At 54.6% G+C, this 12,324-nt stretch carries 12 protein-coding genes; 10 read left to right on the forward strand and 2 right to left on the reverse strand.

What is annotated here, in order from left to right:
* Positions 1-50 precede the first annotated feature (50 nt).
* On the reverse strand, positions 51-1,268 hold the full coding sequence (locus tag AAC086_RS15060) for an Mrp/NBP35 family ATP-binding protein (RefSeq protein WP_339779788.1): 1,218 nt from the start codon (positions 1,266-1,268) through the stop codon (positions 51-53).
* Positions 1,269-1,416: 148 nt separating this feature from the next.
* Here AAC086_RS15060 and hflK point away from each other — a divergent pair, with 148 nt between their 5' ends.
* From hflK to AAC086_RS15080, 4 genes are all read left to right on the forward strand, one after another.
* Positions 1,417-2,553: an FtsH protease activity modulator HflK gene (gene hflK / locus AAC086_RS15065; protein ID WP_339779789.1), complete on the forward strand. Its 1,137-nt coding sequence runs from the start codon at positions 1,417-1,419 to the stop codon at positions 2,551-2,553.
* Positions 2,553-3,425, forward strand: coding sequence for a protease modulator HflC (locus tag AAC086_RS15070; RefSeq protein ID WP_339779791.1), 873 nt, complete (start codon positions 2,553-2,555; stop codon positions 3,423-3,425). The genes hflK and AAC086_RS15070 overlap by 1 nt, the downstream gene beginning before the upstream one ends.
* A gap of 78 nt (positions 3,426-3,503) precedes the next feature.
* Positions 3,504-3,701, forward strand: coding sequence for a DUF2065 domain-containing protein (locus AAC086_RS15075; RefSeq protein WP_339779792.1), 198 nt, complete (start codon positions 3,504-3,506; stop codon positions 3,699-3,701).
* A gap of 212 nt (positions 3,702-3,913) precedes the next feature.
* Positions 3,914-5,422 (forward strand): DegQ family serine endoprotease, encoded by a 1,509-nt coding sequence (locus tag AAC086_RS15080; protein ID WP_339779793.1) that lies wholly within the window; start codon positions 3,914-3,916, stop codon positions 5,420-5,422.
* Positions 5,423-5,547: 125 nt separating this feature from the next.
* Here AAC086_RS15080 and serB read toward each other — a convergent pair whose 3' ends face one another.
* Entirely contained in the window at positions 5,548-6,444 is an 897-nt protein-coding gene (serB, locus tag AAC086_RS15085) for a phosphoserine phosphatase SerB (protein ID WP_339779795.1), read from the reverse strand.
* Between the two features lie 185 nt (positions 6,445-6,629).
* On the opposite strand from serB, the gene AAC086_RS15090 reads away from it, so the two are divergent.
* The 6 genes from AAC086_RS15090 (at position 6,630) to ilvC (ending at position 12,290) form a co-directional block, all read left to right on the forward strand.
* Entirely contained in the window at positions 6,630-6,884 is a 255-nt protein-coding gene (locus AAC086_RS15090; RefSeq protein WP_339779797.1) for a type II toxin-antitoxin system Phd/YefM family antitoxin, read from the forward strand.
* Positions 6,884-7,339 carry a type II toxin-antitoxin system VapC family toxin gene (locus AAC086_RS15095; protein WP_339779799.1) on the forward strand — a complete coding sequence of 152 codons (456 nt, stop codon included), beginning with the start codon at positions 6,884-6,886 and terminating at the stop codon, positions 7,337-7,339. The genes AAC086_RS15090 and AAC086_RS15095 overlap by 1 nt, the downstream gene beginning before the upstream one ends.
* A gap of 265 nt (positions 7,340-7,604) precedes the next feature.
* Positions 7,605-8,627, forward strand: a complete 1,023-nt coding sequence (gene miaA, locus AAC086_RS15100; RefSeq protein WP_339779801.1) for a tRNA (adenosine(37)-N6)-dimethylallyltransferase MiaA — start codon at positions 7,605-7,607, stop codon at positions 8,625-8,627.
* A gap of 152 nt (positions 8,628-8,779) precedes the next feature.
* Positions 8,780-10,543 carry an acetolactate synthase 3 large subunit gene (locus tag AAC086_RS15105; protein ID WP_339779803.1) on the forward strand — a complete coding sequence of 588 codons (1,764 nt, stop codon included), beginning with the start codon at positions 8,780-8,782 and terminating at the stop codon, positions 10,541-10,543.
* A gap of 69 nt (positions 10,544-10,612) precedes the next feature.
* On the forward strand, positions 10,613-11,161 hold the full coding sequence (gene ilvN / locus AAC086_RS15110) for an acetolactate synthase small subunit (RefSeq protein WP_339779805.1): 549 nt from the start codon (positions 10,613-10,615) through the stop codon (positions 11,159-11,161).
* Positions 11,162-11,270: 109 nt separating this feature from the next.
* Positions 11,271-12,290: a ketol-acid reductoisomerase gene (gene ilvC / locus AAC086_RS15115; protein ID WP_339779807.1), complete on the forward strand. Its 1,020-nt coding sequence runs from the start codon at positions 11,271-11,273 to the stop codon at positions 12,288-12,290.
* The last annotated feature ends 34 nt before the right edge of the window (positions 12,291-12,324 follow it).

Consider the following 12,324-nt stretch of genomic DNA (forward strand, 5'->3'; position numbering starts at 1 on the left):
GGCCAGAATTTCCAACCGGTTTTGTCTCTTACATCGCGCAATCGTTGCCGTTACCGAAACGAAATTTTCGGAAACAGGCTTTTCTTTGGTTTGGCTTTCGGTCCAACCTGTTCGTCAATGGCCACAGCAATCTGGCGGGCGATATTGGCATAGGCCTGCGAATGTGCGCCGTCGGGGTCGGTTTCGATAATCGGCTTGCCTTCATCCGCCCCCAGACGAATTTTAAGATCAAGCGGAATTTCGCCAAGGAATGGCACCCCTAACTCATCTGCCGCCTTGTGTGCGCCGCCGTGGTCAAACACATGGTCGACATGGCCGCAATTGGGGCACTGATAATAGCTCATATTTTCGATCAGGCCGAAAATCGGCACATTAACCTTGCGAAACATGTTCAAGCCCTTGCGCGCATCAAGCAAGGCAATGTCCTGCGGGGTTGAAACAATCACCGCCCCCGTCACCGGCACGCGTTGCGCCATGGAAAGCTGAATGTCGCCGGTACCAGGTGGCATATCAACCACCAGAACATCCAGTTCGCCCCAGTCGGTATCGCGCAATAATTGTTCCAGTGCCCCCATCGCCATAGGGCCGCGCCAGATCACCGGCTGTTCTTCATCAACCATAAAGCCGATCGACATGATTTTTACGCCAAACGCAGAAGGCGGTGTAATTTTGCCTTTCTTTTTGGAATGGGCGGGTTTGGCGGTGCGAAGGCCCATCATGCGTGGCAGCGACGGCCCATAAATATCGGCATCCAGCAACCCCACCGATAACCCCTGACGGGCAAGCGACAGCGCCAGGTTTACCGCAGTTGTGGATTTGCCAACCCCGCCCTTTCCCGATGCCACTGTAACAACGGAGCGGATTGCGCCCAGATCGAGCGGTTGTTGCGCGCTACCCGGCGTGGCAGCCGGTCGTGTGCCGACACCCGCCGATGCAGGCTTGTGGGCATGGTCGTGGCCGTGTGATTGTCTGCTATCAGGCTGCGACGCGGGCGACTGTGACGATTTTGCAGCACCACTTCGCTCGGCGGTCAGGGCAACGCGGGCAGTTGTGACCCCGTTCACACTATTTACAGCCCGCTCGGCCGACTGGCGCAAGTCTTCCAGCGACGGGCCGCGCTCGGGGTCGACTCCAATCATAACAGTGACATTTTCACCATTAATATCAATGCCTTGAACCATATTTTTATCAACAATTCCTGTGCCGTCAATCGGGTCTTTAACCTCGTTTAAGGCAGCAAGTATTGTTTCGCGTAAGGGGGAAGTCATGTTGCGGTCTCCGATTTTTGGCTTATGTCCTTGAACAGTTGGGACATATGGGTGCCTATCGTTGTTTTGCGCGGCTAGCTGTCATATAAGGCGGAAGAGCTGGCTAATCAAAGAGAAACACGGAACGGCAAGGAGGGGAAGACACTCGATGCCATGGAATTCGCAAGGGGGCGGTGGCCCCTGGGGTAACGGCGGTGGTAATAATGGCGGCCAAAACCCGTGGGGAAAACGTCCTTCAGGCGGGAACGGCGGCGGCGGAACGCCCCCCGATCTAGATGAAATGATTCGCAAGGGCCAGGAACGTCTTAAAAAGATGTTTCCCGGTGGCAGCGGCGGTTTTAAGGGCATTGTCCTTATCGGTTTGGCCATTGTCGGCATCTGGTTGCTGACAGGGTTCTACCGCGTCCAGCCGGGCGAACAGGGTGTGACCCTGTTGTTTGGTAAATGGGTCGGCACGACAGGGCCGGGGTTGAATTATTTTCTGCCCGCCCCGATTGGCGAGGTCATTACCCCGAACGTCGAACGCACCAACCAGATCGAAGTTGGCTATCGCGGGTCGGGCATGGGGGAAAGTTCCACCCGTGATGTGCCCGAAGAAAGCCTGATGCTGACCGGTGACCAGAACATTATTGATATCGATTATGTGGTTCAGTGGCGCATCCGCGACGCTGGCGCGTATCTTTTCAATATTCGCGACCCGGAAACAACCATCAAGCTGGCCTCTGAAAGTGCCATTCGCGAAGTGGTTGGCAAAACCGATCTCGAAGCTGCGTTAACCGTGGGCCGTGTTGAAGTTGAAGACCAGACACGGACATTGCTGCAAAGCATTCTGGATGGCTATAAATCCGGCATTTTCATTTCCGAAGTGAAAATGCAGAAAGTGGATCCGCCAAAAGAAGTCATCGACTCGTTTAACGACGTTCAGCGGGCCCGTCAGGACCGCGACCGTTCGCGCAACGAAGCCTTGGCCTATCGTAACGACATCATCCCGCGCGCCAAGGGTAATGCTGAACGCATGATCATGGAAGCCCGTGCTTACAAGGATCAGGTTGTTAAGAATGCACAGGGTGAAGCTGCCCGTTTTGACTCGGTCTATAATTCCTATCTGACCGCCAAAGACGTGACCAAGCGCCGCCTCTATCTGGAAACCATGCAGGAAGTGCTGAAAAGCTCGACCAAGGTCATTATCGACCAGAAAGACGGTGGAAACGGCGTTGTGCCTTATCTGCCGCTGCCTGAAATCGCGAAAAATACCGCCAGCCAGAAATCGGGAGGCGACAAATAATGGCAAGTCCAAAACTTATTATCGCCGCTGTCGTCCTGATCATTGTCGCAATTGTCGGCTCGATGAGCGTGTTTACTGTCCGTCAGGACAAACAGGCACTGGTGCTGCAGTTTGGTAACCCTGTTCGGGCGATTTCCGAACCGGGCCTGCATTTCAAACTGCCGATCCAGAATGTCGAGTATTACGAACGCCGCATTCTTGACCTTGATCCGCCAGTTCAGCAGGTTTTGCTGTCTGATCAGAAGCGCGTCAATATTGACAGCTTCGCCCGCTGGAAAATTATTGATCCGCTTCAGTTCCGTAAACGTGCGCTGAATGTAGACCAGTTTGTCCAGATTTTCGGCCAGCGTCTGAACTCGGTTATCCGGGGTGAATTGGCACAATCGCCACTTATCGCCCTTTTGACCGACAACCGGGCCCGCATCATGGAAAAGATCCAGGCGGCCCTGGTCGAACCGGCCAAGGATTTTGGCGTTCAGCTGATCGATGTGCGTATTGGCCGGACGGATCTTCCCAAGGAAACGTCGCAGGCGGTTTATAACCGTATGCAGTCGGCCCGTATTGCCGAAGCCTCCCAGCTTCGCGCAGAAGGCGAAGAAATCAAGTCTAAAACCCAGGCCGATGCCGAACGTGAAAAGGTCATTCTTTTGGCTGAAGCACGCCGCCAGTCCGAAACCCTGCGCGGTGAAGGCGACGCGGAACGCAACAAGATCCTGGGGGCGGCCTATAACAAGGATGCGAAATTCTTCGAATTTTATCGCTCCTTGCAGGCCTACCGCGAGGCCCTTTCAAACGGGACAACTCTGGTCATCTCGCCGGATTCTGAATTCTTCAAGTATTTTAATCAGTCAGAACCCGACGCAAGCCGCTAGACAAATTGATAAGGCGACCGGCATACTCTGCCGGTCGCCTTTTTGATTCATAAATAAAAAACGGGAACGTCCGCCCCTATGAAAGAACTCGCCACAGCCATTCTTCTGGCAATCGCGCTGGAGGGAATGTTTTATTCGCTGTTTCCGCGCGGGGCGAAACGGGTCATGGAACTGATGCAGGAAATTTCTGAAACCCAACTTCGCATCGGTGGTTTGGTTGCAGCTGTTATCTGTGTTGCGGCGATTTGGGCAATGCGGCAGTTCTGGCAACAATAACCCATCAATGACGGTCTATTGCCTGCTTCCCGGTCACAGACAAGCGGGTTGACACAAATCCCCCCACAGAAAACAGACTTCCACCTTACACTTGCCCTTTTTTCGCCAAACTCCCCCCTAATTTGGGAGAGGTGCGATGCAGTCCCTTGCATCGTCTGCTGCATAAATCATAAAAATCTCCGTGAACGCGGCAACAAACAGGATCAGAAACCATGCGAAAAGCATTTTACAATCCGGCCCGCAAGCTGTCTGCGGCGCTCGTGATTGTTTTATTCGGTGTAACGAGCATCGCGCAAAGCGCGTATGCCCGCAGCGCACCTGACAGTTTTGCCGATATGGCAGAACGGCTGCTGCCAGCAGTCGTGAACATTTCCACAAGCCAGCTTGTCGCTGACCGTCAGGGACCGGACTTCCAGTTCCCTCCCGGATCACCATTTGAAGATTTGTTCCGTGATTTCATGGAGCGCAATGGTCAGAACAAAGGCGACAACCAGGGCCAGAATGCGCCGAAGAAACACCGCGCAACGGCACTAGGTTCGGGCTTTATCATTTCGGCAGATGGTTACATCGTCACCAACAACCACGTGATTGACGGCGCTGACGAAATTTCCGTCACCCTGCACGACAATGAAACGCTGCCAGCAAAACTGATCGGGCGCGATCCTAAAACCGACGTCGCCCTGCTGAAAGTCGACGCGAAAAAAGATCTGCCCTTTGTGAAATGGGGCGACTCGGACAAAGCCCGCATTGGCGATTGGGCGATGGCCATTGGCAACCCGTTTGGTTTGGGTGGCACCGTTACAGCCGGTATTATTTCGGCCCGTAACCGCGACATCAACCAGGGCCCGTATGATGACTTCATCCAGACCGATGCTGCCATCAACCGGGGCAATTCCGGCGGCCCGCTATTCGATATGGATGGCGACGTCATTGGCATCAACAGTGCCATTTATTCACCCTCTGGCGGGTCTGTCGGCATCGGCTTTGCCATTCCCTCGGCAATTGCCGAGTCCGTTGTTGACCAGATCAAGGAATATGGCCGTCCGCGTCGTGGCTGGCTGGGTGTTCACATCCAGACCGTCACCGATGACATCGCCGATTCTGTTGGGCTGGACAAAGCCAGCGGCGCAATGGTTGCCGATGTCACCAAAGACGGCCCTGCCGAAAAAGCGGGCATCAAACAGGGTGACGTCATTTTGAAGTTTGACGGCAAAGACGTCGACAGCATGCGTCGTCTGCCGCGCATTGTTGCCGAAACCAAAATTGGCAAATCGATTGATGTTGAACTGTGGCGCGATGGCGCGAAAAAAGACATCACCGTTGATCTTGGCGAGTTAAAGGAAGATACGTCTGCCGATAACACCACCAAAGACACGCAGGAACAGGCACCGGAAAAAACATCAAGCGAAGCCACCATTGATGCGCTTGGCCTGAAGGTTGCCAATGTTGACGACGAATTGCGTCAGCGTTTCAACCTGACTGCCGATACCGAAGGTGTTGTTGTTACCGATGTCGACACGGCCAGCTTCTCGGCTGAAAAGGGTGTTCGCCCGGGCGATATCATTCTCGAAGCATCGCACCAGTCGGTTGGTACCGTTGAAGAAGTTCAAAAAGCCGTCAAATCGGCACAGGATGATGGCAAACGCACCATCCTGATGTTGATCGAAACGTCGGCAGGCCCGCGTTACTTTGGCCTGACGCTCGACAAAAAAGACAAATAAGCCGTTAGATTATTAACGGACTTAAACAATAAGGGGCGGTCTGAACGGGCCGCCCCTTATGCATTTACGAAGTGCCATTCTTAATGCTTTAAAGCACAACCATGGTCTGGCGCCGTCTGCTTTAACTATGCACCGACAAACTGATCGCGCGCATAACCTTGCAAATACAACAACGCTGTCAAATCTCCGTGGTTGATACGGATACGGGCCTGCTTTTGAACCGATGGTTTGGCGCGAAAGGCAACCCCGGTTCCGGCCACCGAAATCATCTGCAAATCATTGGCACCATCGCCAACGGCAATCGCATCGCCTGCCGTAATACCATTTTGGGCAGCCAGCATTTCCAGGGCATCAACCTTGGCCTGGCGGTCCAGCACCGGCTTTTGCACCTTGCCGGTCAAGGTATTATCCGCATGGGTCAGCAAGACATTGGCCTGGTCAAAATCAAAGCCCAGTTCGCGACGCACGGCGGATGTGAAAAAGTCAAACCCGCCCGATACCAAAGCGGCGAAGGCCCCGTTGGCCCGCATGGTGGCCACCAGTTCGCGGGCGCCACCGGTATATTCAATCCGTTTCCAGGCTTCATCAAGCATCGCGGTTGCCATCCCCGCGAGCAACCCGACCCGTTCATCAAGGGCCGCTTCAAAGTCCAGTTCGCCATTCATGGCGCGCGCGGTAATGGCGGCAACGCGGTCTTTGACTCCGGCAAAATCGGCAAGTTCGTCAAGCGTTTCGCCCGTCACCACCGTGCTGTCCATATCGGCAATCAGCAGCTTTTTGGCTCGCCCGGCAACCGGCTGCACCACCTTGTCGGCATCAATATTACATTTTTCCAATGCCTGATCGGCATGCTGAAGCGTTACACCATTAAAGACAATCTCACAGGCTTCATCTTGCGCAAGCCAGCGAAGGTCACCGACATCTGCCCCGGCCTGTGCGAGCGTGGTGGTTGCCGCCTCAATCATGTCACAGGTCAAAGCACCAGAGTTTGGCGCGGTGATCAGGGTCAACACCAGATCCATTTAATACAGGCTCCTTACTGGCTGTGCTTGCGGGTTGTTTCCGCCTTTATCCTGATTGCGCACTGCAAAGACAAGAAAAGTTTCGGTAAAACCGGAACATCACCGGAGTAGAAACATTGATACAACAGAAAGCTCTGCTATTTTGACATTCGTTTTTGCCGCCACGAATAACAAGAAAGCCCGTCATGGAGATCAGCACATTTACCGCCCGCGCGTTTAACCAGGATACCAGCAAAGCAAAAAAGGCAAGCCACAAAGGGCCGGTATTCATCACTGACCGGGGTAAACCTGCCCATGTTTTGCTGTCGATTGAACAATACCAGAAAATTCTTGGCCTTGCGCCGTCGATCGTCGACTTGCTGGCGATGCCCGAAACGGTTGATATCGATCTGAAACCCCAACGCATAGAAAATATGTCCGACCTGACGGATTTTGAATAATGTATCTGCTTGATAGTGACGTCATCGTTGAACTGCGCAAAGCAGGCAGCGAGAAAGCCAACGAGAATGTGGTAAAATGGGCAAATTCAGTGCCAACCGCAGGCACCTTTCTGTCGGCTATTACCATTCTGGAACTTGAAATTGCCATTCTTGAATTTGAATGGCAGGACGAAGAACGCGGCGCGATCATGCGTAAATGGCTTGATGACCACGTGATCCCGGCATTTGACGGGCGCGTGTTGCCAATCAATGAAAAGGTTGCCCGTAAATGCGCGCAGTTTCACAGCCGTGGCTCGCATTCCGAAGGCGCAACGCTGCTCGCCGCAACCGCCCTTGTGCATGGCCTGACCGTGGTCACCCGCAATATCGATGAATTCAAACCCACCGGCGTTACCCTGTGCAACCCCTGGGATGCCCCGGAAAATGCCCCGTGCAACCCGAATTCCGAAGGATAAACCAGTTGCCCCACCGGTGATATTGTCGGGCCTGCACGGTCTTGAACAATATGGTCCCGAACAACCGCCTGACGGCCCGGCTGGCCCCCCCCGATGGTCGCCCACACCTTGAAACGGGTTTCCTGCATTTGCGAAACCGCCACATATCTTACAATATCAATGCAAACAGTTTATGGATAAGGGTGCCCTGCACCTGTTATATCCCCTCCGTTAAACCGCAATCCGCCGGTCCCTGAAAATAACCGGTAACAACGGAACTGCATTGATGAGCGAGACCACCCGCAAAAACCCCACCCCGTCTGACGCCCGCATATGCCCGGCGGTGCCCCCAGAAACAGCAACACCCTTTTTGCCGGTTGTCATTGTTGCCGGGCCCACGGCCAGTGGCAAATCGGCACTGGCGCTGGATCTGGCGCGGGACTTTGACGGTGTTATCATCAATGCCGACAGCATGCAGGTTTATCGCGAGCTTCGCGTGCTGAGTGCCCGCCCGGATGATACCGAGCTATCACGCGCGCCTCACCGCCTGTATGGCGTGCTGTCAGGGCGCGAAGCGTGCTCTGCGGGCAAATGGCGCGACATGGCATTGGCCGAAATTGCCGCCTGCCATGCCAGCGGGCACCTGCCCATCATCACCGGTGGCACCGGTATGTATTTAAATGCCCTGACCGACGGCATTGCCCCGATCCCCGAAATTGATAAATCGGTGCGCGACACCATAACCGCTGAACTGACCGATCTGGGCCATGATGCCTTTTTTGCCCGCTTGCAAAAAAACGACCCTGCCACCGCCGCCACACTGGATTCTGCCAATACACAGCGCCTGATTCGCGCCGCCGAGGTTTTACGGGCGACCGGGCACGGTTTGGCGCACTGGCACGGCGCTGCAATGCTGCCTCCACCAAACGGCATGGCTTTCCTGAAATTCTGCTACATGCCCCCACGCGACATTTTATATGACCGCTGCAACCGTCGCTTTGAGCTGATGATCGAACAGGGCGCGATTGACGAGGTTAAATTTCTGCTTGAACAAAACCTGCCGCCCGAATCCCCGGTAATGAAGGCGGTTGGGGTTCGCGAGCTTGCATCATACCTGGCAGGTACGCTCTCGCTGGCCGAGGCACAGGCCCTGGCACAGCGTGAAACACGCCGTTATGCCAAGCGGCAATTGACGTGGTTTCGTCATCAAATGACCGACCGCGAAACCATCGACACGCAATATTCGGAAAGTCTGGCAGGCAAATTGCGTAATCTTGTTCACCAATTTCTGTTGACCGCGCCAAAGTGAGGCGATAGGTTGGCCTTTCCGCCAGTGAAATGGCGGAAAACCGCCGTTTCGGCGGCTTTTTCAACCCCAATCACAGGGTAGATCGATCATGTTTCAATCACGCGGTTATCACGCGACACGTTGTTGTCGCTAAGCAAGAGGCTCGGAAAATCATGGCAGAACGTATTATGAATGGTTCGGAAGTAGTGTTGCAGGCCCTGACAGACCAGGGTGTGGAGGTCGTATTCGGCTATCCCGGCGGCGCCGTCCTTCCGCTATATGACGAAATATTCAAACAGAATCACATTCGTCACATTCTGGTGCGCCATGAACAGGCTGCTGTCCACGCTGCCGAAGGCTATGCGCGCTCCACCGGCAAGGTTGGCTGCGTCCTGGTCACCAGCGGCCCCGGTGCGACTAACGCCGTTACCGGCCTCACCGACGCGTTACTGGACTCGATCCCGATCATCTGCCTGACCGGCCAGGTGCCCACCCACCTGATTGGCAACGATGCCTTTCAGGAAGCCGATACCACCGGCATCACGCGGCCTTGCACCAAGCATAACTATCTGGTCAAGGAAAGCAGCAAGCTGGCCCGCACCATGCACGAGGCCTTTCACGTGGCCACCCATGGTCGCCCCGGCCCGGTTGTGATCGACCTGCCCAAGGATATTCTGGTCGCACCTGCGCCGTATATCGCCCCCTCGCAGGTTCAGCATCGCACCTATAATCCGTCCGTGAAGGGCGATCGCTCCGAGATTGAGAAAGCGGTTGAAATTCTGGCGGCGGCGAAAAAGCCGGTTCTGTATTGCGGCGGCGGTGTTATCAATTCCGGCGCACAGGCCTGCAAACTGCTGACCGAATTTACCCGGCTGACCGGCGCGCCGATTACCCTGACCCTGATGGGGCTGGGTGCCTATCCGGCATCGGACAAACAATATCTCGGTATGCTGGGCATGCACGGCACCTATGAAGCCAACCTTGCGATGCATGATTGCGATGTCATGGTTGCGATTGGTGCGCGCTTTGATGACCGTGTGACCGGCAATATCGATTTCTTCTCGCCCGGCTCGACCAAAATCCAGATCGATATTGATCCCAGCTCGATCAACAAAAACGTTGCTGTTGATGTGGGTATTGTCGGCGATGTCGGCCATGTCATCGAAGACATGATGAAAATCTGGAAAGCCAAACAACACAGCGTTAATCAGGCGGCCCTTGATTCGTGGTGGAGCGAAATTGAAGGCTGGCGCGAAAAACGCTGCCTGTCCTATATTCAGCCAGCCGATGTGATCAAACCCCAGCACGTTATCCGCCGGATGCATGCGCTGACACGCAATCGCAAAACCTTTATCACCACCGATGTTGGCCAGCATCAGATGTGGGCGGCCCAGCATTTCGGCTTTGAACATCCCAATGAATGGATGACATCGGGGGGCCTTGGCACCATGGGCTATGGCCTGCCTGCGGCCATGGGCGTTCAGGTTGCCCATCCCGATGCGACGGTCATTTGCTTTAGCGGCGATGCATCGATCATGATGAACATTCAGGAATGCGCGACGCTGACCCAGTATCGCCTGCCGGTAAAAACCATCATTTTGAATAACCGTTATATGGGCATGGTCCGCCAGTGGCAGCAATTGCTGCACGGGTCGCGCTATTCCGAAAGCTATAGCGAAACCCTGCCCGACTTTGTCAAACTTGCCGATGCCTTTGGCTTTACCGGCCTGACCTGCAAGGACCCGGCCGATCTCGATGCCACCTTGCAAAAAATGCTCGATATTGACGGCCCGGTGATTGTCGATATCGCGGTCGATGACAAGGAAAACTGTTTCCCGATGATCCCGTCTGGCAAGCCGCACAATGAAATGTTGCTCGGCCATGAAACAAGTGGCGACCAGGCCATTGATTCCGATGAAGGGATGGTACTGGTCTGACCGGCCTGCCTTGTAAAAAGCACACCCGGAACACCGATATTTTCATTATGACAGGTAGGGCTGGTTGCGATGGTTCATCGCCCGCCCCGACCGCAGCGGAGCAAGACCGTGAAAGAAACTGAAATTTCAAAACACACCATTTCTGTTCTGGTGGACAACGAAGCGGGCGTTCTGGCCCGTGTTATCGGCCTGTTTTCGGGCCGTGGCTATAACATCGAAAGCCTGACCGTGGCCGAAGTTGACGCCGGTTCGCGCCTGTCGCGCATTACCGTTGTAACCTCGGGCACACCCATGGTGATCGAACAAATCAAGGCCCAGCTCGGGCGTCTGGTTCCGATCCACAAGGTCAGCGATTTGACCCTGGCCGGGCCCAGTGTTGAACGCGAGCTGGCATTGGTCAAGGTCATTGCGACCGGTGAAAAACGTGTTGAATCCCTGCGCATTGCCGATATTTTCAAGGCGCGCGCGGTCGATGCAACCAACACTTCCTTTATTTTCGAAATCATCGGCAGCCCTGAAAAGATTGATGCCTTCAATAAATTGATGGTACCGCTTGGCCTTTCGGAAATTTCCCGTACCGGTGTCGCCGCCATTTCGCGCGGCACCCTGATGATGTGAATTTGCCCCTCCCGGCACGGGTCGGGGGGTAAATCCATTTGATCCTTTTAATCCAGTGGCCCCGCAAGATAACAAAAAAGCGCGGCCCAACGTCCAGAGGTATCGAAAGATGCGTGTTTATTACGACCGCGATGCAGATGTTAATCTGATCAAGACCAAAAAAGTTGCCATCATCGGTTACGGATCGCAGGGCCATGCCCATGCCCTTAACCTGCATGATTCCGGCGTTGCAGAAGTTGCTGTTGGCCTGCGTGAAGGTTCAGCAACCCGCAAGAAAGCCGAAAAAGCAGGCCTGAAAACCATGACCCCGGCCGAAGCCGCCGCATGGGCCGATGTCGTCATGATCCTCACACCGGACGAAAACCAGGCTGCCATTTATGCCAAGGAACTGCGTGATAACCTTAAAGAAGGTGCCGCGCTGATGTTTGCACACGGCCTGAACGTTCATTTCGGCCTGATCGAGCCGCGCGCCGATCTGGACGTGATGATGGTGGCACCAAAAGGCCCGGGCCACACGGTGCGTTCCGAATATGCCCGTGGCGGCGGGGTTCCTTGCCTGGTTGCGGTTGAACAGAACGCATCAGGCAATGCCCTTGAACTGGCGCTGTCCTATGCCTCTGCCATTGGTGGCGGTCGTTCCGGCGTGATCGAAACCACCTTCCGCGAAGAATGCGAAACCGACCTGTTCGGCGAACAGGCTGTTTTGTGTGGCGGCCTGACCCAGTTGATCAAATACGGCTTTGAAACCCTGACCGAAGCTGGCTATGCGCCGGAAATGGCCTATTTCGAATGCCTGCACGAAGTGAAGCTGATTGTTGATCTGATGTATGAAGGCGGCATGGCCAACATGCGTTACTCGATCTCGAACACCGCTGAATATGGTGACTATGTTACCGGCCCGCGCGTGATCGATGCATCGGTTAAAGAACGCATGAAAGATGTTCTCAAAGACATCCAGGAAGGCAAATTCGTGCGTGACTTCGTTCAGGAAATGCATTGCGGCCAGCCGATGTTCAAGGCAACCCGCCGTTTGAACGCCGAACACGAAATCGAAGAAGTTGGCACCAAACTGCGCGCCATGATGCCGTGGATCGCCGCCAACCAGCTGGTCGACAAAGAAAAGAACTAAGGTTCTTTTCAATCTGTTGGCAAAGAAACGATGG

This window comes from uncultured Thalassospira sp. (assembly GCF_963976115.1).
GTDB lineage: Bacteria > Pseudomonadota > Alphaproteobacteria > Rhodospirillales > Thalassospiraceae > Thalassospira.

Bases quoted from the DNA above. Each gene is read 5' to 3' on its own strand.
- AAC086_RS15060 (WP_339779788.1), bottom strand. From the start codon at position 1,268: ATGACTTCCCCCTTACGCGAAACAATACTTGCTGCCTTAAACGAGGTT.
- hflK (WP_339779789.1), top strand. From the start codon at position 1,417: ATGCCATGGAATTCGCAAGGGGGCGGTGGCCCCTGGGGTAACGGCGGT.
- AAC086_RS15070 (WP_339779791.1), top strand. From the start codon at position 2,553: ATGGCAAGTCCAAAACTTATTATCGCCGCTGTCGTCCTGATCATTGTC.
- AAC086_RS15075 (WP_339779792.1), top strand. From the start codon at position 3,504: ATGAAAGAACTCGCCACAGCCATTCTTCTGGCAATCGCGCTGGAGGGA.
- AAC086_RS15080 (WP_339779793.1), top strand. From the start codon at position 3,914: ATGCGAAAAGCATTTTACAATCCGGCCCGCAAGCTGTCTGCGGCGCTC.
- serB (WP_339779795.1), bottom strand. From the start codon at position 6,444: ATGGATCTGGTGTTGACCCTGATCACCGCGCCAAACTCTGGTGCTTTG.
- AAC086_RS15090 (WP_339779797.1), top strand. From the start codon at position 6,630: ATGGAGATCAGCACATTTACCGCCCGCGCGTTTAACCAGGATACCAGC.
- AAC086_RS15095 (WP_339779799.1), top strand. From the start codon at position 6,884: ATGTATCTGCTTGATAGTGACGTCATCGTTGAACTGCGCAAAGCAGGC.
- miaA (WP_339779801.1), top strand. From the start codon at position 7,605: ATGAGCGAGACCACCCGCAAAAACCCCACCCCGTCTGACGCCCGCATA.
- AAC086_RS15105 (WP_339779803.1), top strand. From the start codon at position 8,780: ATGGCAGAACGTATTATGAATGGTTCGGAAGTAGTGTTGCAGGCCCTG.
- ilvN (WP_339779805.1), top strand. From the start codon at position 10,613: ATGGTTCATCGCCCGCCCCGACCGCAGCGGAGCAAGACCGTGAAAGAA.
- ilvC (WP_339779807.1), top strand. From the start codon at position 11,271: ATGCGTGTTTATTACGACCGCGATGCAGATGTTAATCTGATCAAGACC.